Here is a 26,499-nt window from a genome sequence, read left to right as displayed (position 1 = left end):
CACACAGTGGCTCGCATTTAGTGAGCCACTTTTTGAATCTAAGGAGAGCAGTATGTTAGATGCATTTTTAATTGCGCTACAAACTATTCTTACCCCCACACACTTAATGTATTTATGCGGCGGCGTTTTTTTAGGCTTGCTGATTGGTATTTTTCCGGGTTTAGGCGGCATAGCGGGTTTATCGTTATTACTGCCATTTTTATATGGTATGGACCCAATTTCAGCGCTTGCTATGCTTATTGGCCTAGTCGCGGTTATTCCAACCTCTGACACCTTCACCTCTGTATTAATGGGTATTCCAGGCTCCAGTGGCTCACAAGCCACAGTGCTTGACGGCTTCCCACTGTCTAAAAAGGGTCAAGCAGCGCGTGCGCTTTCAGCAGCGTTTGCTTCGTCATTATTTGGTGGTCTTTTTGGTGCCATTATTTTAACGCTGTTTGTATTGATTGCCCGCCCCGTTATTTTAGCGTTTGGCTCGGCCGAATTATTTATGCTTACTTTGCTAGGTTTAAGCATGGTGGGTGTATTGGCCGGTAATAGCCTAGTAAAAGGCTTAAGCGCATGTGGCTTAGGTTTATGTTTAGGCTCACTTGGCGGTGCTCCTGCAACCGGTGAGTACCGCATGGTATTTGATAACGGTTACCTTATGGATGGTATTCCGTTAGTGGTTGTTGGTTTAGGTATATTTGCATTACCTGAAATTATCGATTTACTGCGTCAAAACCGCTCTATTTCAGAAGCTTCTGAGCTGGGTAGTGGATGGTTTGAAGGCGTAAAAGATGTTGTTAAAAATAAATGGCTAGCTACGCGCTGTGCTGCCATTGGCTGTGTTGTTGGCGCACTACCTGGCCTAGGTGGCAGCGTAGTTGATTGGATCTCTTATGGTCATGCAGTACAAACCTCTAAAGACACCGAAAACTTTGGTAAAGGCGACATACGCGGTGTTATTGCCCCTGAGTCATCAAATAATGCCAAAGAAGGCGGTGGCTTAATTCCGACCTTATTATTTGGTATTCCAGGTTCTGGCAGCATGGCTGTATTTTTAGGTGGTATGGTATTAATTGGTTTAGAGCCAGGCCCTGCGATGATCACCACTGACCTTGATGTTACTTACACCATTGTATGGTCACTGGCACTTGCTAATGTAATTGGCGCGGGCGCGTGTTTACTAATTTCTAAATGGGTAGCAAAGGTAACAACTATTCCTTACACGCTCATGGCACCATTTATGGTTATGGTGATCTTTTTTGCGGCGTTTCAGGCAACCCGTGATTTAGGAGATTTAGTCGCACTTATTGGCATTGGTATTTTAGGCGTATTAATGAAGCGCTTTGGATGGCCGCGTCCGGCATTTTTAATTGGCTTTGTACTGGCAAGCGGCATGGAAACTTACCTTTATCAAGCTATTCAGTTTGACGGCATAGAGTTTTTATTAAAACCGGGTGTGATTATTATTGGTGCATTAACCGCGCTTTCTATTTTCTTTGCAGCACGCCACTCTATTAAGGCAGCTAAAAAAGAAAAAGCCAATAAAAACACGGCTAATGCTGAGGTAAAACCAACTAATCTTAAACCACAAATCGCGTTTTCTGGCTTTGTTTGTTTAGTGTTTGCATACGGTTTGTATGACTCGTTCCAACGCACATTTTTAGGAGGAGTATTTCCTGCCGTGGTGTGCTCGTTCATGTTAATACTCTCTGCAGTTGTGCTGATCAAGCTGCTGCTTAATAAAGTAGACGATGCTGTAAATTACGATAATGAGGTCTCTGCGGGGTATGTAAACGACTCAAGCGTGACTGGCCTTTGGCATTATGTATTTTGGCTGTGTGGCTTATTAGCTGGGTGTTTTTTACTGGGCTATGTGATTTCGATAGCGTTGTTTTTCATAATATTTTTACTTGTAAAAGCACGTATATCAATTGCTAGAACATTAACACTGACAGTGTGTGCGTTGGCATTTTTACTCACTTTATCGCACTTTATGGTATTAGATTTACCAAGCGGTTACCTACAAGAAGTGGCAAGCTTTACGCAGCTGTAAACGCCGCCGTGCTAAGCAAAACAAGCAGCGCTTAGCACGGTTTACATTCGCTCTAAAAGGCACTGGCTTAAGAAGGATATAATTATGATTTCACCTAAGCTTATTTTAATGCCGCTTTCTACAAGTGGGCATGTAACAGAGCGCTTAAAAGGGGGCTTAGCCGTTGCTAAGTATTTTAATGCGCACCTTGATGTTTATCACACGCACTTAGACCCAAAACGCTTTTTGCCAACAGGGCAGCTTGGCTTACCAACTAAATTGGTAAAAGAGTTAGACTCTGTAGCAGGGCGCTTTGCAACAACCGAATCGGCAAATTTAAAAACCGAATTTGTTAGTTTATGTGCCCAGCAGCAAGTTAAATACACTGACGACAGCGCAGAGCATCCCACGCACCCAAGCGCTTCATGGCATATTAATATAGGTGTGCGCAGCGAAATAATTGCAGAGCAAGGCAAAGTTGCTGATTTAATTATTATTCCGCAGTCTAAAAGTGGTAAATCAACCTCGACCTTTGAGGCATCGGTAATGCGAAGTGGTAAACCTATATTACTGGTACCACGGCAAATGACCCACTTTGATATAAAAACAGTGGTGATTGGCTGGAACGCCAGCACCGAGGTATCGCGTGCGCTCACTTACAGTTTACCGCTTTTAAAACAGGCTAAAAAGGTTGTTATTTGCACCAGCGCAAGTAGCGCCGATAAAATGCCAAACGGCCATGAAGTGGTTAAATATTTAGCTCAGCACGATATTAAAAGTGAGTTTGTAACATTTAATAATGGCAGGCAATCGACCGCTAAAGCGTTTATGTCGGTAGCGCAAATGCATAACGCTGATCTAGTGGTGATGGGCGCATTTACTCACAGGCGAATCCATGAGCAAATTTTTGGTGGTATGACTAACTACATGCTAGCAAACACCACCTTGCCAATACTTATGGCGCGATAACACTTAAAGCTTAAAAACTAAATTTTACCCAAAAGCCGATATTTACGTTCAATATCGGCTTTTTATTAAAGCTCAATGTGATAAAACTAACCATTACAATAATAAAAGTTAATGGGTAGCAGCCTATGTATACGCTTTCACAGTGGCAATCAAACGGGCAGTTTATTGATATAAATGCCAAGCAAATTTTTACTCAAACAGCGGGGGATGCTAATAACCCCGCTCTCCTTTTGATACACGGCTTTCCTAGTGCAAGCTGGGACTGGGAAGGTATGTGGGATGAGCTCAAAAAACACTACTTTTTAATTACACTTGATATGCTGGGTTTTGGCCTTTCGGATAAACCAATAAATGCGGCTTATAACATTACAGAGCAAGCGGATTTATACACGCAATTTTTAAAGCGTTTAGATATTACCAATGTACACCTATTAGCTCATGATTATGGTGATACCGTGGCTCAAGAGCTATTAGCAAGGCAAGTTGCTGCTCAAAGCGACATACGCATACACAGTGTATGCTTTTTAAATGGCGGGTTATTTCCACACATACATAAACCTTTATTTATCCAAAAGCTGCTACTTTCAAAACTTGGTTGGCTAGTACCTAAGCTAATGAGCAAACAAAAGTTTGCTAAAAATTTAATCACTATTTTTGGCAAAAACACGCCACCAGCCCCTATGGTAATTGATACCCTTTGGGCGTTGTTAATTTATAACAAGGGTTTACGTGTGATGCCCAAGCTAATTAAATATATTACACAGCGAAAACAAAACGAACAGCGCTGGGTTGGGGCAATGATGAATAGCGATATACCACTTACGTTTATTGCAGGTGAGCAAGACCCAATATCGGGTAAACACATGCTTGAGCACTATAAAAAAACAATACCTAATGCGCGCGTACAAGGGTTTGTTGAACTTGGGCACTACCCACAAATAGAAGATGCCAAGGCTATAACCGAGGCTTATTTAAATTTTAGAAAGCAGATATAAAAAACGCGGCTATTTTAGGCCGCGTTTATAAACTAAATAACGTGATGCTGGCTACTTAGTACTTTCTTTTTTTAGGAATTTTTAACTGGCTTTCAAATTCATCAGGAAAAAGCACCGTGCCGTCGTCCTCTTCGGTAGGGAACACCGCAATCAGTAAGTCGTCTTCTTCAAGGCCGGGTGTCCAGCGGCTAAACCAATCTTTAGTCGGAATGGCTTTTGGTGTACAGCCTTCCCATTCGCCCGTGGCCCAAGCTTGTGCAAAATCGCGGGTTGGCCATACTGGTACACAGTCGTCATCTTCGTTGGCAAGCATTACGCAGCCATCATCGTCGTTTAAAATCCATACTTGTTTGTACTGTTGTACGGTTTCAAACATAAAAGCGAGTCGTTTTTTTGCCCCTAGCCCTAAAATTACGGTTTGTTCTTCAGTCGCATTTGCAGTTGTCATAATTGGCTCACTCTTTATTGCTTCAAATTTGAATTTTACTGTTACAAGTATATCGAGTTATGTGACAGTGTGTTGAAAAATTATTATTTAACCTGAACTCTGGATAATAAATCTATCACTAGCAGCTATTTTAAGCGCTAACTGCGTTGAATTTACTGAAAATCTCTGGCTAGAGAAAATAAGCTTAACTATCATCATGATAAAATATGTTAGTAAATCTCTTAACCAGAGTTCAGGTTATTTAATTTTGTAATTCAGATCTGTTTTGGTACTCCCTAAGTATATTTTGAGCGAGCATTCAAAATTGCCCTTGAATGTTGTTAAAAAGGCCGCATCTCATATGCATACTCATAATGAAGGATTTAACAATGACCACAGATTTACTGGCTCCGTATAAATTAAACGACTCACTTGAACTTAAAAATCGCGTTTTTATGGCGCCTTTAACCCGTTGTATGGCTGATGATAATTTAGTACCTACGCAAGATATGGTCGAATATTATGCGCGCCGTGCCGATGCCGGCTTAATTATTAGCGAAGCCACTATCATTCGCCCAGATGCACAGGGCTACCCAAATACACCGGGGTTATTTACCAGCGAGCAAATTCAAGGTTGGAAAAAAGTAACCGACGCCGTACATGCAAACGGCGGTAAAATGTTTGCACAGCTTTGGCATGTTGGCCGTGTTGCTCACCCTCACTTTTTTGACGGCGAAGTATTAGCGCCATCGGCAATTGGTGTAGAAGGCTCTGTACCACGTATGCGTGAACTGACGTACATTACGCCAAAAGCTGCCACTAAAGAGGATATTAATTCACTGATAGCCGACTTTGCTAAAGCGGCCGAAAACGCCATTGAAGCTGGTTTTGATGGTGTAGAAATTCATGGCGCAAATGGTTATTTAATTGATCAGTTTTTACATTACGCTGCAAATGAGCGCACTGATGAATATGGCCAAACACCTGAAAATATGGCGCGTTTTGCAATAGAAGTGACCGATGCAGTTGTTAATGCAGTAGGTAATGAGCGTACGGCAATTAGGTTATCGCCAGGTGCTTATTTTAATATGGAAGAAGATAAGCGTGATAAAGCGGTATTTGATTATTTATTAGCGCAGCTAGATGACAAAAAACTGGCTTACATTCATGGCGGTATTTTTGATGACAGCACTCAATTTGACTCTTTAGAAGGTAAAACAACCTCGCAGTATTTGCGCGCTAACACTAAAACCAGCCTTGTAGGGGTAGGTAGCTATAGTTTTGATGATGCAAAACAAGCAATAAATAATGACCAGTTTGATTTAATTGCGATTGGTCGTCCATTTATTGCTAATCCAGATTACATTAGTAAAGTGGCTAATAATGAAGAACTTGTTGCTTATAGTGACGAGATGTTAGCTAAACTATTCTAATTAATTAGGGCGTGTTGACCTTTGGCGTTTGAATTTGCAGCAGTATGTTTGGTTTTTAGGCAAGGCAGAGCCTATGAAGTGTGGTTACTCCCCATTAATAGGCGATAACGCAGCATAAATGCCAAACATGCGCTGCCCTTCGGGTTCTGCCTAGGGGCGATAAACTCTTTGTTACTCGGTTTTTACTTAGCCCACTAGGTTACAAACCTCGTGCCGCGATTTAATCACCCCTAGATTGAACAAATTTCAATCCGCAAAGATCAACACGCCCTAGTATTTATATATAAACCAGCCTAGGTTTTTGTGCTTAGGCTGACTTACAAATGACATAACAAAGCCATAAAAACCCCACATTTTTTTAACACCCCTGTAAATAAACTTCATTTTTGTTGTCATAATTCGAAATCATACTGTGCCCGCTTTCATAATTACTTTAGATAATTAAAACCAAACGGGATCACAATGTACGCTTTAACTAATAAATCGATTTTGAGCATGGCAATTGCTATGGCTGTATCAACGTCAGCTTATGCAAATGACAACGAAATAGAAGAAATAACCGTTACTGCAAAACCAACCAGTTACGCAAATAATGTGATTGAGCCTGCAATGCTTGATCAACAAACAACGGTTTCGAGTGTGTTATCGGTTATCGATAACTTACCTGGCATTAGCATAAACGAAGGCGATGCATTTGGTGGCGATGATTGGTCTACCACAATCACTATGCGTGGTTTTAGTATTGACTCAAACCAACAGCAATTAGGGATGACCGTAGATGGTATTCCTAACGGTGGCTCAAACTATGGTGGTGGCGCTAAAGCAAACCGTTACCTAGACACTGAAAATTTAGCCACTGTAGAAGTAGGCCAAGGCACCTCAGATATTAAATCGGCATCGCTTGAGGCACTAGGCGGTACATTTAACTTTGTAAGTAAAGCGCCAAGTCTTGATAGCAGCACCACTTTTGCTTACACCTCGGGTAGCCACGATGCGACCCGCTTTTACGTTAAGCACGAAACGGGTACTTTATTTGATAATACACAAGCGTATGTAAGTTACTCGCAAACTGATACTAGCCGCTGGATTGGCTCGGGTAGCAACGGCGGAAAAGATAATCAACACGCAGAGCTTAAATTTGTAACAACGCTTGCTGATTTAACAATTACAGGGCGTTTATCTTACGATGATGTAAGCGAGACTAACTACAACAGTGTAAGTCTTGCGCAATTTGAACAAACGCCAGAGTGGGATCAGTTAACGTGGAACTGGACAGGCGTTCCACATTACGACCAAATGTTTGCTGAGGGCTGGGGTACACTGCGTGAAAATACACTAGCGTATTTAAAGTTTGAGTATGCGCTTTCGCCAACATCGCTTATTACAGTGAGCCCTTATTATCATAAAAACTCGGGCCGTGGCGATTGGATCCCACCGTATTTAACAACTCCAGTAGATGAAAACGGCAACCCAACCACAGAGGGCGGCACTAACGCAGGCTCTTACGGTTTTGTAGATAGCGCAGGTAACGCACTTGCACCAAACGAAGGGTGTACGGCAAGTTTAAGCTGGCCGTGGGAGTCGGGTCCTGGTTTAAACCCAGCATGTTACGATGATACGGCAATACCTGTAATGTCGTATCGTCATACGCATTACAAAAAAGACCGCTTAGGGGTTACTGCCAACTACCAAGCTACGTTTGGCATGCACGATATAGAAGCCGGTTTTTGGTATGAGCAAAGCGACCGTGACGAGTCTCGCGATTGGCACAAAGTAATTAATGCCAGCATTTACCATCACTTTGATAGCACGCCATACTGGACCCAGTATAAAAACACCTTTGAGACCGACACCCTTAAATGGTACGCGCAGGATTCAATGGCCCTTGGCGATTTCACGCTTAACGTAGGTGTTAAAAAGTACCTTGTTGATATTGAAAAGTACGACCATTATCAAAATGCCACAACCGCTAAAGTTAATAGTGACTCTGATGTGTTATTTAGTGGTGGTATTTTGTATCAGCTAAATAACTCAACCGAGCTATTTACCAGCTACAGCGAAAACTTTGCTGCTATTAAAGACGGGGTGCTTGAGCGCGACAGCTCTGATTTATCAGCCATTGAAGCTGAAACCGCTGAAAACATCGATTTAGGTGTACGTTATCAAAATAACGCGCTAAACCTGACCGCAACAGCGTATTCAATTGAATTTGATAACCGTATTACGTTTATTGCCCCAGGTAGTGACACCGGCGGTATTGATTACACCATAGGTACAAATGGCACTTACTTAAACGTAGGGGGTATTGAATCGCAAGGTTTAGAGCTGTCGGCAAGTTACATGCTAAGCCCACAATGGAGTGTATATAGCTCGTACACGAATAATGATTCAGAGTACAAAGGCGATGCACCCGGGTTTGAAGCCGGTGAAAAAGTAATAGACTCAGTAGATGACTTATTTGTGCTATCGACCGATTACTTTAGCGGTGATTTCCGCTTTGGTTTATCGGCTAAATACACCGGTGAGCGTGGCGAAGTTGATGGCTATACCGTGGTTGATTTAAACGCAGGTTACGCAACCGATATAAACGCAGGACCATTTAAAGCTATTGATGTTGCCTTTGTTGTTTATAACGTTACCGATAAAAGCTATTTAGCGGGTGGTACGGGCAATGGCAGCACTTACTTTATTGGTGCACCACGTACAGCAGCACTGACGTTATCGGCTACGTTTTAATAGCCATAATGTACAGTAAATAATTAAAAGCCCATCTTTGATGGGCTTTTTGTTAAAGGTACACAGTAATTAGGTACACAGTAATTAGGTACACAGTAGTTATGAACTCAATTATAAAAGCCACGGTATTTAGCATCATTGTATTAATCAGCAATACCGCGAGCGCAGCGCAAAATGTAGTGCTAGTGACCCTTGATGGTGTGCGCTGGCAAGAGGTGTTTAGCGGCGCAGATAAAAACCTCATTAATAATGCCGATTTTGTTAAAAACCCAACGCAATTAAATAAGCAATTTTGGGCGCCTACCGCCAATAAGCGCCAGCAATTACTCATGCCATTTTTAACTCAGCATGTGGCTAAAAAGGGCGTAATTGTAGGTGATAGAGCAAAGGGCTCTAATATGTCGGTGAGCAACCCTTGGTATTTTTCATACCCTGGGTATAACGAAATTCTCACCGGCGAAGTAGATGAAAAAATTAATAGCAACAATAAAGTATTAAACGCGAATAAAACCATTTTAGAGCGCCTAGATGAGCGTGCAGACTTTAAAGGTAAAACCGCTTTGTTTGGGAGCTGGGATGTATTTCCTTACATTGTGAATACTCAGCGTAGTAACGTGTATGTGAATGCGGGTTTTATGCCCATAGAAAACGATTTATTTGCCGATGCTAAGCTTTTAAACGCGTTGCAAAATGAAATTCCAAGCCCATGGGAAAACGTACGCTTAGACAGTTTTACTTACCGATTTGCTAAAGCGTATATGCTGGCAAAAACGCCGCGCTTATTAGTTATTAGCTTAGGTGAAACCGATGACTTTGCTCACGATGGCCATTACGACCAGTATTTAAAATCTGCAAGGCAAAGCGATGCGTTTATAAAAGACTTATGGAACACAATTCAAACTACACCGGGCTATAAAAACAATACAACGCTTATTGTTACCACCGACCACGGCCGCGGGGGCAGTGCAAGTGACTGGCAACATCATAGCTCTAAACGTGCGTTGGCTGAGCTGCATTTAGCGGGTAATAAATTTCCTGAGGGCATTGTCGGCTCTGAGCATATTTGGCTTGCTGCCATTGGCCCTGCAATAAAAGGGCACGGCTTAATTAAAACACAAAATGAGCTTAAACAAGCGCAGGTTGCAGCCACTGTTTTAAGCGCATTGGGTATAAACCCTAAACACCTAAATTCAAACATGGCATCGCCAATAAGTGAGATTTTAAAATGAAGCAGTTAGTAAAACCTATTACACACGCCGTATTAGCATTAGGGTTAGCGTTTAGCGCAAATACTATGGCAGCCCCTTCAAAAATTTTATTTGGCTCGTGTGGGCATCAAGATAAAGACATCCCAATATTTGACACCATTAATAAAGAGCAGGGCGATTTATTTATATTTTTAGGTGACAATATTTACGGCGACACCAACGATATGACGGTACTTGCTAATAAATACCAAAAATTAGGTGCAAAACCAGGCTTTAAAACACTAAAAGCGAATACGCCAATCATTGCGATGTGGGACGATCACGACTTTGGTCAAAACGATATTGGTAAAGACTACCCACATAAAGAGCAGTCTCGCCAAATTATGCTCGACTTTTGGGGCGAGCCTAAAAGCTCACCCAGGCGCACCCGCACGGATGGCATTTACACGTCGTATATGTATGGTGAGGATGAGCAAACCGTACACGTAATAATGCCCGATTTACGCTGGAACCGTGATGCACTTAACCACGTAAGCGAACTTGAATATTACACTAAGCGTAAGCTTAATAACCAAGGCCCGTATAGCCCAACAGAGGTGAAAGGCGCGTCTATGCTAGGTGAGGCGCAGTGGCAATGGCTTGAGCAAGAGCTTAAAAAGCCTGCGGCTATAAAGCTAATTGCCTCAAGCTTGCAGTTATTACCCGATTTTACAGGGTGGGAGTCGTGGGCTAATTTCCCAGAGGATCGTAACCGTTTATTTGCGTTAATTAAAAAACATCAAGTGAATGGGGTTATTATCATCAGTGGCGATACGCACTGGGGCGAAATATCAAAGTATCAACAAAACCTTGATTACCCTTTAATAGAAATGACCAGCTCAGGCCTCACTGAAAAGTGGAAAGACGTAAGCCCAAATAAACATCGTGTAGGTGATTACACCCACAATGTGAATTACGGCGATTTAAGCATAGATTGGCAACAAGCAGATCCGGCCATCTCACTTAAGCTAAAAGGGATAGATGGTAAAGTGATTATGCAAAGCGCATTTAGCTTATCAAGCATTAGCCCTTATAAATAAAATGACCTGAGCAATAAAACGCACAGTGATTAAAATTAACGCTGTGCGTTTAAACTCCCTGCTAACCCGCTGATTTATTAGTGCCAATTTGCTGATTGCGCTACCCCTATAAATGAAAATATCTTAAACTGGTTTTACTTCAAGTAAGGACTCCAGTTGTATGCTCAATATTATTCAATCAAACCGTATGGAAGCGCTGCAGGCTCAGTTTAATCAGCTATTAAAAGTAAACCCGTTGCAAAGCCCATTCGATAAAGAAGTGGTATTAGTGCAGTCGCCGGGTATGTCGCAGTGGCTTAAAATTGGTTTAAGCGAAAACTTAGGGTTAGCCGCGCAGGTTGATTTTCCGCTGCCATCGAGCTTTATATGGCAGTTATATCAGCAGTTACTGCCCAATGTACCTAAAGAGTCGGCATTTAATAAGCCTAACCTTGTTTGGAAATTATTTGCAATACTGCCCAGCTGTATTGATGAACCGCTTTATTTGCCCTTAAAAACCTATTTAGAGGGCGACCTAGACGGGCAAAAAACCTTTGCCCTGTGTGAAAAAATTGCCGATGTGTACGACCAATATTTAATGTACCGCCCGCATTGGATTGCCACTTGGGATAGCGGCAAAGACGAACTTGACGATGTTGATGTAAGCATTGCTCCGTGGCAAAGCGATTTATGGCGAAAGCTGGTGGCGCACAGTAAAGCGCTTGGACAAAGCCAATTTCATCGTGCCAATATGCAAGGGCAGCTACTCGCCGCCCTTGAGAATATGGATAATAGCTTACTACCTAAGCGCATTAGTTTATTTGGTATATCAGCGATTGCGAGCTCGCAGCTTGAGGTGTTTGAAGCCCTGAGCAAAAAAACAGAGGTGTTTTTATTCTTTTTTAATCCTAGCGAGCATTATTGGGGCGATGTGGTTGATGAAAAAACAGCAGCCAAAATAAATGCCAAATACGCCAAAATGCCGCTTTTAGAAGCGCAGCAAAAAAAACAAACTAACCCTGATGAAGAATACTACTTTATAGGTAATCCGCTTTTATCGTCATGGGGAAAACTAGGGCGCGACTACTTTGAGCAACTCGTACAACTTGATGCGCGTTGGATTGATGGCTTTATAGATGCGTTTGACGATAGCCTACTGGGTCAAATTCAAAGCGAGATTTACCAACTGGCATTTAAAGGTGAGTCGCTTACCGATAATAAGCAATGGTTTATAAATGATGAGGGCGAATTGCCCATTAGCGACACCGACACCAGCATTACTTTAAGCGATTGCCACACACCGCTTAGAGAGGTTGAGCGCCTGCACGACTATTTACTTACTTTGTTTAATCAAAACCCGTCGCTCACTCCTAAAGACATTATTGTAATGATGCCTGATGTAGGTACGTACAGCCCGTATATTGAAGCGGTATTTGGCGGCGCGCAAAACACCAGTCGCTTTATTCCTTATGCATTGGCCGATTTAGCTATAGAGCAAGAAAAACCGGTGCTGAGCTCGTTTGCCAGCTTAGCCAATTTGCCGTTTTCGCGTTTTGGTGTTTCGGATATTCTTGATTTACTGCAAGTAACACAAATTGCCGAAAAATTTGCGCTAGAGGCGCACGAGTACGAACAAATTCAATATTGGCTTGAGCGTGTAGGGGTTAAATGGGGTATAAATGCTGAGCACAAAAGTAGCTTTGATTTACCCGCAATAGATTTAAATACCTGGCAGCATGGTTTAAACCGTTTACTGCTAGGCATAGCCCAGCGCGATGAACAATGCCCGTTTAACGGCATTTATAGTGCCGATGAAGTAGAGGGCATGGCGCTTGATACCCTTAATAAACTGGTGCATTTTATTGATGTACTGCAGCGCTTTAAAGATGAGCTAACCCCTGATGATACTCTTAGTAATAAAGCGGATATTTTATCTGAGCTAATAAATGCTATTTATTACAATGAGGGCGAAGACAGCTGGGATTTACTGGTACTGCAAAATGTTTTAGAGGAGCTTAAAAAGCACCACGATAATGGCGATTACGATAAACATGTATCGCAACGAATTGTAAGCTACCTGATAAAACAAGGCATTCAAGAAAAAGGCGTAGGGCAGCGCTTTTTAGTGGGGCAAGTTAACTTTTGTACACTAATGCCTATGCGCGCCGTGCCGTTTAAAGTGGTGTGTATGCTTGGTTTAAACGATGCCGATTACCCACGTACGGTGCAGCCAATAGGGTTTGACTTAGTGCCGTATTCTAAAAAACAAAAAGGTGACCGTTCACGTAAATTAGATGACCGCTACTTATTTTTAGAAGCCCTCCTGAGTGCCCGCGAAAATTTATACATAAGTTACATTGGCCGCTCGTGTTTTGACAATCAACCACGTATGCCCTCGACCTTAGTAAGCGAGCTTTTAGAGTACATAGGCCGCAGCTTTACGTTAGCAAATGACAGCGAAAAAACGCTGCCTGAGTGTTTAATTAATCAACAGCACTTACAGCCTTTTAATCGTGCGTATTACACAGCAGACAGTGAAGCTGAGGCTAAGCTGAGTAATCACAGTTTTAATCCTATTTGGCTGCCAAGCGAGCGTATAGACGCGCAGCCGCTAACAGCCATTGATGTAACAGCGCCCGCGCAATTAGAGCTTGATGTATTTATTCGCAGTGTGTGCAACGCACAAGAGAGCTTTTACCAGCAAACATTAGGTTTACGCCTACCTGAATTTAACGAAGTAGCAAAAGATGAAGAGCCTTTTAGCCTAGATGCGCTGCGCCGCTACTTTTATTTAGACGAAATACTGCAAGCCAACATTAATGAGCAACCTTTAAGTACAGAGCAAATATTGCAACGGGGGGAGCTGCCACAAGCCAATGTGGGCAATTTAGTGTATGAGAGCATGGCGCACCGAGTAGATGCACTAGCCGGGCAAGTAAAAGAGCATATTAAAAGCGGCAAAACCGACCCGCTTGAGGTGTCTTTGCGCATAGAAAACACCACCATTGAGGGCTGGCTTAATCATATTTACCTTCAAAAACAAGTGTTTTATCGAAGTGCCAGTATAAAGGCCAAAGATTTAATTAAGGGCTTTATATATCATCTTGTTGCACAAAGTATGGAGCAAAATGTTGAAACCCTTTTACTGGGGCTCGATAAGCAAATTAGCTTTGCACCACTGAGTAAAAATGAGGCCGATGCCTTACTCAGTGATTGGTTTTCGTTATACCAAGCCTTGCGCAAAGAGCCTGTGGCATTTTATCCGGTAAGTGGCTATGAATACGTTAAAAGTGGTGGCGATATTGGCAAAGCCATTAGCAAGTTTAACCCACAATACATAGGGCGCGGCGAGGGCGAAAACCCGTATATTCGTTTAACGGTGCAATCGCTCAATGACTGCCAAGAAGAATTTATTAAGTGGAGCGAAAAATTACTCTCCCCATTACATGCACATGCAAAGGAGAGTGACCATGCAAGCGCTTAACCCGCTAACAATGCCGTTAAAAGGGCAAAGTTTAATAGAAGCCAGTGCGGGTACAGGTAAAACCTACACCATTACCGGGCTTTATTTACGTTATTTATTAGGCTTGCAAATACCAGGGGAGATAAACACCCCGTTAAGCGTTGAGCAAATATTGGTGGTGACATTTACCGATGCTGCAACGCAAGAAATTAAAGACCGCGTACGTAGCCGTATTATTGCTGCGCGCGATGCATTACTTGGCCAAAACCCAAATGATGAATTAATAGAAGGTGTAATAGCCGCAGTAGATGATAAACATCGCGCCTTTGATTTACTCGATGCCGCCGCTAAATCTATGGACGAAGCCGCTATATTTACCATTCATGGTTTTTGCCAACGCATGTTAAAGCAGCATGCGTTTGAATCGGGCGTTGCTTTTAATCTTGAATTTATTTTAGATGAGCGCGACATACTGCTCGACACAATTAAGGATTTTTGGCGCGCCTTTGTATACCCACTTAATAAAGAACGCACTGATGCTATTTTAGAGGTGTTTGCAGCCCCTGAATCGCTATTTAGCCAAGTTAGTAGTGTGCTAAATAAAGCCAATGCGAACATAGTGCCGCAAATAAACTTAGATGACGTATTTAAAGCTCGCGATGAGTACATTGCTAAAGTACCCGCTTTTAAAAAAGCAGTGCTGGAGCAAGAGTTTATAGCTGCAATAAAGGGCTCGGGTTTAAGTGGCTCTAAAACACCTGGGCGAAAAGGCAGTTTAACGGCCCTTGAAGGATTTTGTTTAGGTGATGAGTTATTTTTTGAATTTGGCACCAATAAATACTCGTTTGAGGTGTGGAGCAGCGAAAACTTAAGTGATGCCAGTAATTATAAAAAAAATCAGCCATTATTTAGCCACCCTCTGCTTAGCCTGTTTGATGAGCTCAGTGCACTTAATACTAAAATTAATCAGGGCCTTAAAATTGCCGTTGTACAAACCGCAGCTCGGTGGGTTAAACAGGCAATTGTAAAACGCAAGCAAGAGCAAAGTGTGATCACCCCTGATGATTTACTGACTAATTTACACAGTGCTTTAAATGCCGAGCAGGGCGAGGCTTTATCGCAAAAAATAGCGCAGCTATTTCCTGTTGCCATGATTGATGAGTTTCAAGATACCGATCCGATTCAGTACGGAATTTTTAGCAAAATATATGGCCAAGAAAAAACGACGCTTGCCATGATAGGCGATCCAAAACAGGCTATTTATGGCTTTAGGGGCGCAGATATTTTTACCTATATTGGCGCAAAAGAGTCGGTAGAGCCTGAGCAGCAATTTACTTTAGGTACTAATTTTCGCTCAAGCACCGATATAGTAAGCAGTGTAAACAGTTTGTTTTCTAAACATGCCAATAGCTTTATTTATAACGATGCCATACCGTTTAACGCAGTAGCAGCAAAAGGCAAAAAAGCCGATGAAACATTTACAATAGATGGCAAACCTGCCACCGCGTTTGAATTTAATGTATTTGTAGATGAAGCTGCAGATGAAAAAAACAAACCCACCAGCAAAGGCGTTGGGCAAGGGCATTTGGCCAGCTATTTTGCCAATAAAATAGTGACATTGCTTGAGCAAGCCGAGCAAGGGCGAGCGTGCATTGGTAAGCATAAGGTGACCGCTGCCGATATTTGTATATTGGTGCGCGACCGTGTAGAAGCGCAAATAATGAAAAAAGCACTGAGCAATGCCAATATTGCTAGCGTGTATTTATCGCGCGACAGTGTTTTTAGCCAAGAGCTTAGCCACCATTTACTTAACTTTTTAACGGCATTGCATGGCCAATACAACGAGTCGTTACTGCGCGGCGTATTAGCCGGGCCATTATTTTGTTTAAGCTACAACGAAATTTACGCCCTTGCTGATGATGAAAATAAATGGCAAGAGCACTTAAACTTTTTTGCTCAACTTAGCCATATTTGGAACAAGCAAGGCGCAATGGCGATGCTTGAGCGTTTGTTAAGTCATAATCAGCTGAGCGCTAAGTGGCAAGGGCTTGGCTATAACGTTGAGCGCTGGTTAACCGACTTTAGACACTTAGGTGAAATACTGCAGCAAAAGCAAATAGAGCTAGAAGGCACTTTGCGCTTGCTGCGTTGGTTTGCACAAAAGGTTAGCCAGCAAGATGGCGAAACCGTGCAAGTACGCCTAGAGAGTGACGCCAACTTAGTTAAAATTGTGACTATGCATGCCTCAAAAGGGCTCGAGTATCCGCTGGTATTTATGCCTTTTGCCAGTGGCTATCGCGAAACTAAAGAAGCGCTTTATCACCAAAACGGCCAGCTAGTTTACGATTTAAGTAAAAACGAAGACGCCTTAGCACAAGCCGAGCAAGAACGCTTAGCTGAAGACTTACGCTTACTTTATGTTGCCCTTACCCGCGCGGTACATTTTTGTGCGCTTGGGGTGTATAACATAGGGCAAGGGCAAAGTAGCCGCTTGGCTATACAAAGTAGTGCATTAGGGCATGTGTTATTTGCAGGGCTTGAGATTACAAGTAGCCAAACGTGGCGTACCCACTTAAGTGAATTTTGCGACGCTCACACCGAAATGCACTATCAGCAATTTGCGGCTGAGCAATTGGCCGAACAAGGCCAATTAACACTTAATAGCGCAGTGCAGCAAAGCCAAGCGTTAAGAGTTAATACGGTTACGGCCAACATAGAGCGAGATTGGCGAGCAACCAGCTTTAGCGCGCTGAGCTTTAAAAAGCACACCGATCATATTGAGCCTGGGCGCAGCGATGAAGATCATGAAAAAGATGAATTTGCTAACAGCCAAGATGAAATACCATCGCCTTACAGTTTTCCCAAGGGGGCGAAGCCCGGAAGCTGTTTGCATGAGATTTTTGAGCAAATAGACTTTACCAGTGCGCAAGTACACCCTACAAATCCAGAGCAAAATTTAGCAGAGGTAGTAAAACATGCGCTGGATAAATACCATATTAGCGAAAGCTGGCAACACGTGACCGAGCAATGGGTGCTTGATTCGTTAATCTGCCCCTTAAACAATGAGGGGTTAAGCTTAAGTCAATTAGCCCCGACAGACTGCCTAGTCGAAATGGAATTTAATTTACCTTTAGATAGTTTAAGCGCGCCTAAATTAAACGAAATACTGGTTAAGCATTTTGGTTTTACCCAAAGCAAACTCGAGTTTTCTCATGTAAAAGGCCTGTTAAAGGGATTTATAGATTTAATTTTTTGCTATCAAGGGAAGTATTATATTTTAGATTATAAGTCTAATTACTTAGGTAATACGCCCGCTGACTATGAAAGCGACCTGCTAGAGCAAGCCATGAATAGCCATCAGTATCATTTACAGTATTTAATTTATAGCGTTGCGCTGCACCGATTACTCAAACAACGCATTAGTGATTATGCAATAGAAACCCATTTAGGCGGGGTTTACTATACTTTTTTACGCGGCATGCCGGCGGGCAAAGGGGTGTATTTTAATAAGCTTAGTGCAGAGCAAATCACACTATTAGATGGCTTATTTAGCCAAGGAGCCATGTTATGAGTGACTACCCTATGCAGCAAAGCCTGTTTGATGAGCCGCCAGCACCTGCCCAACCGTTAAATACGGTGGAGCTGCTTGACTACTTATTAGATGAAAAACGCATAAGAATGGTAGATGTAAAGCTTGCCTTAATGCTGTGCGACAACCAGCAAAACGACGTGTTTTATATAGTGTTATTGCTGTGTTTAGCACAGCAAAGCCAACATAGCTGTTTAACATTAAAAGAAGTCGACTGGCAAAACCCGTTTAATTTACGCCAAAGCGACTTTACTAAAACCGAGGGCAATGTACCAAATATTACATCGCCTTTTAATGAAGCCTTTAACTACCTCGATGCGCTTAGCTGTTTAAGTGCCCATAACAGTGTAGGCGAGGCCAAACCCTTACAGTTATTTAACGAACGGCTTTATTTTGCGCGCCTAGCTGATTATGAGCACACCTTAGCTACACGTTTACTTGCGATGAGTGAGCGCCATTTAAATATAAATACCCAGTTACTCAGCCAATTATTAAATGACTACTTTGTTGATAATTCAGCACTTGCGATTGATTGGCAAAAAGTAGCTTGTGCTATTGCCGCAACAAAAGGCTTTAGCGTTATTACGGGCGGGCCAGGGACAGGTAAAACCACCACCGTGACTAAGCTATTAGCTATTTTACAGTCGCTTTATAAAAGCGCACCTTTAAGCATTAAACTGGTGGCGCCTACAGGTAAAGCGGCAGCCCGTTTAAGTGAATCAATTTTAGGTGCAAAAGAGCAACTTAAAAATATTCCTGAGGATATAAAGGCCTTAATTCCCGATAGCGCACAAACTATTCACCGGCTTTTAGGGGTTAAACCCTTTACTAATAAATTTAAGCATAACAGCACCAACCCGCTGCATTTAGATGTACTTATTATTGATGAAGCCAGCATGGTTGATTTATCACTCATGGCTAAATTAATAGAAGCACTGCCTGCGCATGCGCGTTTAATATTGCTTGGCGATAAAGACCAACTTGCCTCGGTAGATACCGGCAGTGTAATGAGTGATTTATGCCAAGGCTTAGCATTGGGTGAAACGCCTAATTACTCGCAAGCACGATGTGATGAGCTCAATGCTTTATGCTTTAAAGGAGAGGCTAAATTAGCGGCACCTGGGCATAGTGAATTTAAACTAGCCGATTGCATTGCGTTTTTACAACACAGCTACCGGTTTGATGCACAAAGTGGCATTGGCCAGCTTGCGCTGGCGGTTAATACTAACCATAACGGTATTTTAAAATACGTAGAGCAACAAAGCACACAAGGGCAATTTAACGATGTTATTTTAGATTATGACTTTGTTGCAAAACCCATAGAAAAATTAATAAACAGTGCTGCTAAGCATTACGCTCATTATTTAAATTTAATTGCACAAGGGGCTAGTGTTGCAGATGTTCACGCGGCGTTTTCTCAATATCAACTATTAGCGGCCGTTCGTGAGGGTGATTACGGCGTAAATAGCTTAAACAGTCGCATTGAGCGCGCACTTGTGCAGCAAGGGTTAATATCGGTAAGCCCAAACCAGCGCCATTACAGTGGTATGCCCATTATGGTGAGCCAAAACGATTATCAACTTAAGTTGTTTAATGGTGATATTGGTATTTTAATGCCCGATGAAAGCGGGCAGTTAAAAGCGTTATTTATTGATGAGCAAAACACGGTTCGGGCGTTTTCACCCGCGCGCCTGCCTGCTCACGATAAAGTGTATGTAATGACCATACATAAATCGCAGGGCTCGGAGTTTAGTTATACTGCTATGGTTTTACCGCCGCTTAAACACGCCAGTATGGGCGTAAATAGGCAGCTGGTGTACACAGGAATAACACGTGCTAAAAACACCTTTGAGCTGGTGGCCGATAAAAAAGTACTGCAATTGGCCATGAGCAAAAGCGTATCAAGAGCCTCAGGGTTGTATGAAAGACTAAAGTAGTTAACTTACTTTACTGATGATTATTTATTCTAATTACCTTTTATAATGTGGGTTAATGCTTTAAAAAATGTAGTAGTAAATTTAATGTTTCTCGGAATCAGAAAAATAGCGACTTCTATACTTTAATCTTCATAACAGTTTGATGGGCTTAAAATCATTCAAAAATACTGTAGTAATGATTGGTTTGGTTATAAGCGCAGCTACTAACGAATTATAATTAACTTAGAAAAAAGGGGTTACGATAAATTATAACTTTGGTGATTTTTAAAAGCGAAATATGAGTTGCATCTAATAAGCTGTATAGGGAAACATCTACGGCAATATGTATAACTAACCCGCAGCACTCATTGGAGGCATCTCTAGCTGTGTAAAACTCTTATTTAGAATAAATTTTTGTCTGACTATTAACGCAATCACCCTAGCCCAGCATAGCTTACTTAATTAGCAAATTAGTATAAGTTTATACTGAACTTACTCTTTTTATAAAGCCGGTTTATTTATAAAATTTTTAAGAAAAGTTAGTTTTATACTGCTGTAAGTTTAAAGCAGAGAGAAAATTATTTTATTAATGGTTCTCAAGGTTGTTTATTGTTATGTTTATATATAATAAATAATAAGAAAAGACTCTATTGAAAGTTAATATTCATTAGGGTATATTTTTCGCTCATTTAATTTATATGGAAATTTATTCAGTTATGCTAAAAAAAATTATTATCAGTGTTTTACCCGTACTTGCTCTAGCTGGTTGTGGGTCAACACCGCCGATTCAAGCACAAGAAAAAACTATTGCATATCAAGGACAAACTTATGTGTTTGGTGGTCAGTATGATGAGAATCGCAACGAATTACAACTTACTGTAAATGGAGATCCTTTATTGAAAGGGCGCTTTCCCCCATATACTCCTACACTAAACTTAGCAAGTGACTATCAAGATGTACATATTTCTAGTTATTGTTACTTTGGCTCAGTTTTGAGTAGCAAAGGAGGGGTTTTTGGTGCAGTGGCTGGTGCAATTCAGTCATCAAACTCAAAGTCTGGCGATAAGTGTGATATTAAAATCGGTGGTGAAACAATAGAAAGCCTATATTTTTAGTTCAGCTTAAGAATTATCATCTTAGATCAAGTGTTCTGCTTGATCTCTCAACTTAGCATTTCCACTTCGATATTTCCTTCAAAATACAATTTAGATAGCTTTTATTAATATAAGCTTCTCTTAAAAGAGTAGATTTATTCGTGACTTAGATTACTAGTAAATATTAGTCATTTTAAAAAAGAAAAAATATTTAAGTATACATTAATTCATTCACCAAAGTGTTAAAAATAGATGGTAATTCTATTATTATAGAATCGTTACAGTCCTAAATATTGCAATTATTTAAATTTAAGTAATTGAATATACAGTCAATATAGATTTAACAGAATTTAAATGATAATAAATTGTTGCATTTTTGAGCGTTGTTCCTAATACTGGTCAATGCATGTGCGCCTGCACATGTGTAAATGAATACCTTAAGTACATAGGCATAAAAATAAAACACTGAACACATTAAGGATTTATATGAACAACTCTAAACGAACACACACACTTAAATATCTACTTTTTGCCAGCGCTGCGTTTTTAATGAGCTTTTCTGCACTGAGTAAAGATCACAAAATTATACTGATCCACGGCTTGCAGATATCGCAAATAACCAATAAGTCGGGCAGCGATGTAATACACGACGGTGAAACCTATTGGCAAACCTATTGGAATAACCGTGCTGATGAACGTATTGATTGGCCTGCCTATGAGCGCATTGAAGGTAAAATTGCGACCGATTGGGTATGGCCTAAATTAAAGCAAATATCGCGTTCTAACTTATGTGCTGATGGCTGTGTGTTAGTGACGCATTCAACAGGCGATTTAGTTGCTCGCCATATTATTGATAACCAAGCTAATTGGCTTGAAAATGCAGGCCTTACACCACTTAATATTGTAGCGACCTTTGATTTAGCGGGAGCAGGGGGCGGCAGCGAGCTTGCCGATATTGCTGTAAGTGCTTTAACTGGCGCAGCATGGAACTTTGCAGTGGATGCTGCACTCAAATGGTGGTTAGGCAGCGATGTGACAGAAGCGGTGGGCGTATTACACGATTTAAAAGTAAATAACGCACGCAAAATTTCGCCGTTTCCATATGCGCGTACGCCGCGTTTACGTTTTGTAGCCGATGGTAATGAGTACCTAGGTTTAACGGGCGGGTTTTTAAAAGGTAATGATGATTCGGTGGTGGCATCGCATTCATCGTGTGGAGCAAGCGCGGCTAAATCGTTTGGTAGTTGTAGTAGCAGTATTGATACTAATGGCCAGTTAAAATCACAAGGCGATGCCGTTAATAGCTTTATGCCTCACCATTATCCAATGATGATGAGCGACAGTTACAGCCACAACGAGATCCATAATGCGCAGCGCAAAGGGAATGTCACAATTGCCATGAACAATATAAATGTAGATGGTCAAAATGTTGGCTTTAACACATTTGATAAAACAACGGGTACTTGGTTTTGGAAAAAGCACTACCGCTACATTAAGGATTCAAACACGCAAAGCGCCTCGGCACTTATTTATAACGTGATCCCTTAATAAGTACCTAAATTTATAAACGCGTTAGGTATTAAACGCTAGAGCGTGTAGTTATTTGCTGCACGCTTTTAAAGGATTGATGCAACATGAAAAAGTTTTACATTGGTGCCGCTGTAGTCAGTATTGCGATGTTTTTACTGTGGTTTACAAATAAAAATGAAGTTAAAACGCTTGAGCCTCCCGCTGCGCTGGCAATAAAAAACAAGACAGATCCAGCAAGCCCAGATAAAAACACCGTAATAACCATTGATGTGCCAAAACAAAAACAGGCAAAAAGCCCACCCAAAATACATTATGATCAGCACTTGGCCAGTGCTGCTGAGCATGTGGCAATGCAATACCAAAGCGCACTCAAATACCCACCTTATTCACAGCCCTTAAGCGCACTTGATGAAGACCGTTTAAAGCCCAATCAGTTTTACCCAGTTACAAGCCCCATTGACGATGCGGGTAATGCCCTCGTTGTTAGTTTAGATAAATATCGGTTTGTATACCCGCAAGAAATAACCATTAATATTGCTGCGCAAAACTTAGCAGAGGTAAATGTAGCGCTAAGCAATACCGATACCAAAGCGTCAATCAGTTCAAAAACCACCACAGCTCAGCAGGGTGAAGCCACGGTGCGCTTTAAAGCCAGTGAAGACTACCCGCGAAATTTACAGCTATTTGTAGAGGCAAATGTTGCAGGTAAAAAGGTACCTGCAGTTGCGCAAATACAGTATATGCCACCCAGTGCGACGCTTATTGATTTTGATAATGCCTATGCACAAAACGAAAACATGATAGCCACAGCCCATTTAAAGGTGCTTAAAAGCGGCTTATATAGAATTAGAGCTAATTTATACAGTGATACGACCCCACTTGCACATTTGGTGACTAAAAAGAAACTTTCACAAGGCAGTCAAACGGTGGATTTAAAGGCGCATTGGTCGGTATTACCACAAGGGGTGGTTAACATGCGTTTAAGTGACTTTGTGATAGAGCGCATGTCGCCAAGCCCAGGTGAGCGTAATAGTTTTGGTAGTAGTGACATTACTGAGTTTGAAATTACAGATTTTGCCTACGATAGTTTGCAACAGTTGCCTTATCAAGCAAACGAGCAAGAACGAATGAGTTTAGAGTTTTTAAAAGGGTTAGCTGATAAAGGCGCTTAGCGGGATTAATGAGTATAAAAAAAGGGGCGCGTAGCCCCTTAACTGTATTTTTAAAACCGTTAGCTTAGCTTAGGTTAATAGTAACCACATCAGCTTGTTGCTGTTGGTTTTCATCTTCATCGCTTACAGGCGCGTTAGGTATATCTGGTTTATCGAGTGCTATATCGCCGCCATCAATAACGTCGCCGGTTTTTAGGTTTTCAAAGTCAAATAGTTCTGTATCGGCTAAATGCGAAGGCACCACATTTTGCATTGCAGTAAAAATACTCTCAATACGCCCAGGGTGGTCTTTATTCCACTGCGCTAGCATGTTTTTAGTGTGTTTACGTTGCAGGTTTTCTTGTGAGCCACATAAGTTACACGGAATAATAGGGTAGCCTTGGCTAAATGCGTATTTACTTATATCGGCTTCTTTACAATAAGCGAGCGGACGAATAACCATATGCTCGCCGTTATCGCTCATTAATTTAGCCGGCATGCTTTTAAGCTTACCGCCGTAAAACATGTTTAAAAAGAGTGTTTCGATCATGTCGTCGCGGTGATGGCCAAGGGCAATTTTAGTTGCGCCCATTTCTTTGGCTGTACGGTACAAAATACCACGACGTAGGCGTGAGCAAAGCGAACACGTGGTTTTGCCCTCAGGAATTATATCGGTAACAATGCTGTAGGTGTCTTCTTCTACAATTTTGTATTCAATATCTTGTTTATCAAGGTACTCAGGTAAAACGTGTTCAGGAAACCCAGGTTGTTTTTGATCGAGATTAACAACAAATAAATCAAATTTAATAGGCGCCACACGCTTTAAATGTTTAAGCATATCAAGCATGGTGTAACTGTCTTTACCACCCGATAGGCATACCATTATACGGTCGCCTTCTTCTATCATGTTAAAGTCCATGACGGCTTGGCCAGTAAGACGGCGTAAACGCTTTTGTAGCTTATTTAAGTTGTATTGAGCTTTGGCTTGAGCTGAGTGAGACACTACGCCCCCTTATAAAACAATGCGGCAAATTATTTGCTGAAAATAAAGGGGCGTATTATATACCCAAGTACTATGGGTATTAAAGCGCTAGTTAAGGCTTTGTTTAACTTTTGGCAAGCGGGCTTACATAGCCATCAGGTTTTAATGCCAAGACATCGCAATCTAGGCTATCAATTACGTGCTCGGCAGTGTTGCCAACCAATGCGGCACTTAGCCCCGTACGCCCTACGGTGCCAATCACCACCAGTTCGCTATTTAAGCGGTTTGCTACATCGGGGATCACATCCTCCGGTAGGCCTTCTTCTATAAAGCATTGCTCATTAGTTAAACTAAAGGTTTTAGCAAGCTCGTTGGTAGATTCTATGTGGTGCTTTTTTACAGATTCGTTATAAAGGCCTGGGTTAAATTCAGGTATCTCTATGGCAATATTAATGGGTGTAGCAGGGTAGGCATTAACTAAATTAAGTTTAGCGTTGGCAAGTTCACATAAAAATTGTGCATCTTTAATAATGCGTTTATTAAGGGCTACATGCTCATCGTTTTCACTAACCGCATTGACTGCGGCTAAAATATTACCTTGCTCAGGCCAGGCCATTTCTTTTACAAATAACACAGGTGTGGGACATTTACGTACTAAGTGCCAGTCGGTAGGGGTAAAAATAACCGATTTTAGCGCACCATGCTGATGGGTACTTTTAACCACTAAATCGTATTCTTGTTCAATAACGGTATTAATAATGGCTTCAAAAGGGCGGTTATGCCAGACCACTTGGGTGGTGATATTTACATCTGGGTAGGTAGAAATTATATCCTTAAGCCATAATTCTCTATCGTTTATAACGGCTTTTCGCATTGCTTCGCGCTCTTCAAACGACAGCATAGTGGTCATTTCGTAAGAAAAGTCGTAAACAGTCATAAAGGCGGTAATACTGGCGCCTGACTTTTTGGCTAAATCAATCGAGCGAGCTAAACCGTGATGGTCATCCTTAGTGGGATCAATAACGGCTAAAATACGTTTAATAGTGTTCATATGCTACTCCCTTTTTAACTTACTTTCAGTGTAACGTAAATACACAGCAGTTAAAGGGGTAGCACACAAATTGTTGTTCTAAATCAAAGTTACAACACCTGTTAGTTTAGCAAGGCTTAATTATTGCTGCCGTTTTGGCGAGTGCGTCGCTGTCTAAAATAGTAATAAATTTACCTTCTACCTTTATTAAGTCCGCTTTTTGAAAACGACTTAATAAGCGGCTGATGGTTTCAACGGTTAGCCCTAAGTAGTTACCTATTTCACCACGTGTCATGGTAAATCTAAACTCTTTACGCGAGAATCCGCGCTCGCCAAAGCGCTCCGAAAGGTTATAAATAAAGCTCGCTAGGCGTTCTTCTGCCGATTTTTTATTAAGAAGTAGCAGCATTTCTTGATCGTAGGTAATTTCGCTACTCATTAAACGCATAATTTGTTGGCGAAGTTTGGGTAATTTACCTGCTAACTCATCGAGTGTATCAAACGGGATTTCGCATACCATTGATGTTTCTAGTGCTTGCGAAAAGCTCTGATGAGCCATTTTACTAATAGCATCAAAGCCGACTAAATCGCCGGCTAAGTGAAAACCGGTAATTTGCTCATCACCTTGTTCAGACAATGTGTACGATTTAAATGAGCCTGAGCGTACTGCATAAATTGCATTAAGCGCAGCACCGGATTCAAACAAGTAGTCGCCTTTGTGCAGGGGCTTTTTGCGTTCAATGATTTCGTCAAGTTTATCCATTTCTTGGCCATTTAACGAAAACGGCAAACACAATTGGCTGATGCTGCAGTTGTTACAGCTAATTGCACAATTACTTTTAGCGCGTTTTTGAGAGAAATCCATAATTTAATCCGTTTTAATTTTTATACACAGCAG

At 41.5% G+C, this 26,499-nt stretch carries 17 protein-coding genes; 13 read left to right on the top strand and 4 right to left on the bottom strand.

Annotated features, from left to right (window positions below; genetic code table 11):
• Positions 1–52: 52 nt before the first annotated feature.
• The 3 genes from OIZ54_RS17375 to OIZ54_RS17365 all read left to right on the top strand — a co-directional run bounded on the left by OIZ54_RS17375 (position 53) and on the right by OIZ54_RS17365 (position 3,984).
• Positions 53–2,041, top strand: a complete 1,989-nt coding sequence (locus tag OIZ54_RS17375) for a tripartite tricarboxylate transporter permease (RefSeq protein ID WP_126006571.1) — start codon at positions 53–55, stop codon at positions 2,039–2,041.
• Between the two features lie 84 nt (positions 2,042–2,125).
• Positions 2,126–2,989 carry a universal stress protein gene (locus OIZ54_RS17370; RefSeq protein ID WP_024032571.1) on the top strand — a complete coding sequence of 288 codons (864 nt, stop codon included), beginning with the start codon at positions 2,126–2,128 and terminating at the stop codon, positions 2,987–2,989.
• A 125-nt stretch (positions 2,990–3,114) separates the two neighbouring features.
• Positions 3,115–3,984: an alpha/beta fold hydrolase gene (locus OIZ54_RS17365; RefSeq protein WP_264390926.1), complete on the top strand. Its 870-nt coding sequence runs from the start codon at positions 3,115–3,117 to the stop codon at positions 3,982–3,984.
• 55 nt (positions 3,985–4,039) lie between these two features.
• Here the strand turns inward: OIZ54_RS17365 and OIZ54_RS17360 are convergent, their stop codons facing one another.
• Positions 4,040–4,432: a DUF2750 domain-containing protein gene (locus OIZ54_RS17360; RefSeq protein WP_004588808.1), complete on the bottom strand. Its 393-nt coding sequence runs from the start codon at positions 4,430–4,432 to the stop codon at positions 4,040–4,042.
• A gap of 368 nt (positions 4,433–4,800) precedes the next feature.
• Between OIZ54_RS17360 and OIZ54_RS17355 the strand changes: the two genes are divergently transcribed.
• The 10 genes from OIZ54_RS17355 (at position 4,801) to OIZ54_RS17310 (ending at position 23,610) form a co-directional block, all read left to right on the top strand.
• Positions 4,801–5,844 carry an alkene reductase gene (locus OIZ54_RS17355; RefSeq protein ID WP_121637301.1) on the top strand — a complete coding sequence of 348 codons (1,044 nt, stop codon included), beginning with the start codon at positions 4,801–4,803 and terminating at the stop codon, positions 5,842–5,844.
• Positions 5,845–6,306: 462 nt separating this feature from the next.
• The gene (locus OIZ54_RS17350; protein ID WP_264390925.1) at positions 6,307–8,580 is read left to right on the top strand and encodes a TonB-dependent receptor domain-containing protein; all 2,274 of its coding nucleotides are present in this window, start codon (positions 6,307–6,309) and stop codon (positions 8,578–8,580) included.
• Positions 8,581–8,681: 101 nt separating this feature from the next.
• Positions 8,682–9,809, top strand: a complete 1,128-nt coding sequence (locus OIZ54_RS17345; protein WP_264390924.1) for an alkaline phosphatase family protein — start codon at positions 8,682–8,684, stop codon at positions 9,807–9,809.
• A complete protein-coding gene (locus OIZ54_RS17340; RefSeq protein ID WP_064386492.1) occupies positions 9,806–10,867 on the top strand; it encodes an alkaline phosphatase D family protein in 1,062 nt (353 codons plus the stop codon). Before OIZ54_RS17345 ends, OIZ54_RS17340 begins: the two co-directional genes overlap by 4 nt.
• Positions 10,868–11,027: 160 nt before the next feature.
• Positions 11,028–14,330: an exodeoxyribonuclease V subunit gamma gene (recC, locus tag OIZ54_RS17335; RefSeq protein WP_264390923.1), complete on the top strand. Its 3,303-nt coding sequence runs from the start codon at positions 11,028–11,030 to the stop codon at positions 14,328–14,330.
• Positions 14,317–17,880 carry an exodeoxyribonuclease V subunit beta gene (recB, locus tag OIZ54_RS17330; protein WP_264390922.1) on the top strand — a complete coding sequence of 1,188 codons (3,564 nt, stop codon included), beginning with the start codon at positions 14,317–14,319 and terminating at the stop codon, positions 17,878–17,880. Before recC ends, recB begins: the two co-directional genes overlap by 14 nt.
• Positions 17,877–19,835 (top strand): exodeoxyribonuclease V subunit alpha, encoded by a 1,959-nt coding sequence (gene recD, locus OIZ54_RS17325; RefSeq protein WP_264390921.1) that lies wholly within the window; start codon positions 17,877–17,879, stop codon positions 19,833–19,835. Before recB ends, recD begins: the two co-directional genes overlap by 4 nt.
• Before the next feature lie 695 nt (positions 19,836–20,530).
• Positions 20,531–20,929 (top strand): hypothetical protein, encoded by a 399-nt coding sequence (locus tag OIZ54_RS17320; RefSeq protein WP_096042570.1) that lies wholly within the window; start codon positions 20,531–20,533, stop codon positions 20,927–20,929.
• A 465-nt stretch (positions 20,930–21,394) separates the two neighbouring features.
• Positions 21,395–22,456 (top strand): hypothetical protein, encoded by a 1,062-nt coding sequence (locus OIZ54_RS17315; protein WP_264390920.1) that lies wholly within the window; start codon positions 21,395–21,397, stop codon positions 22,454–22,456.
• Between the two features lie 86 nt (positions 22,457–22,542).
• Complete coding sequence (locus OIZ54_RS17310) at positions 22,543–23,610, top strand: hypothetical protein (RefSeq protein ID WP_264390919.1); 1,068 nt, start codon at positions 22,543–22,545, stop codon at positions 23,608–23,610.
• Positions 23,611–23,674: 64 nt separating this feature from the next.
• Here OIZ54_RS17310 and ttcA read toward each other — a convergent pair whose 3' ends face one another.
• The 3 genes from ttcA to OIZ54_RS17295 all read right to left on the bottom strand — a co-directional run bounded on the left by ttcA (position 23,675) and on the right by OIZ54_RS17295 (position 26,466).
• The gene (gene ttcA / locus OIZ54_RS17305) at positions 23,675–24,592 is read right to left on the bottom strand and encodes a tRNA 2-thiocytidine(32) synthetase TtcA (RefSeq protein WP_029774533.1); all 918 of its coding nucleotides are present in this window, start codon (positions 24,590–24,592) and stop codon (positions 23,675–23,677) included.
• Between the two features lie 103 nt (positions 24,593–24,695).
• On the bottom strand, positions 24,696–25,622 hold the full coding sequence (gene uspE / locus OIZ54_RS17300) for a universal stress protein UspE (protein ID WP_024032584.1): 927 nt from the start codon (positions 25,620–25,622) through the stop codon (positions 24,696–24,698).
• A 106-nt stretch (positions 25,623–25,728) separates the two neighbouring features.
• Entirely contained in the window at positions 25,729–26,466 is a 738-nt protein-coding gene (locus tag OIZ54_RS17295; protein ID WP_264390918.1) for an FNR family transcription factor, read from the bottom strand.
• Positions 26,467–26,499 lie beyond the last annotated feature (33 nt).

Origin of the sequence: Pseudoalteromonas sp. A3, from assembly GCF_025942345.1 — a bacterium.
GTDB classification, from domain to species: domain Bacteria; phylum Pseudomonadota; class Gammaproteobacteria; order Enterobacterales; family Alteromonadaceae; genus Pseudoalteromonas; species Pseudoalteromonas atlantica.
The sequence above is the reverse complement of the archived record's forward strand: the minus strand, read 5'-3'. Positions and strand labels throughout refer to the sequence as shown.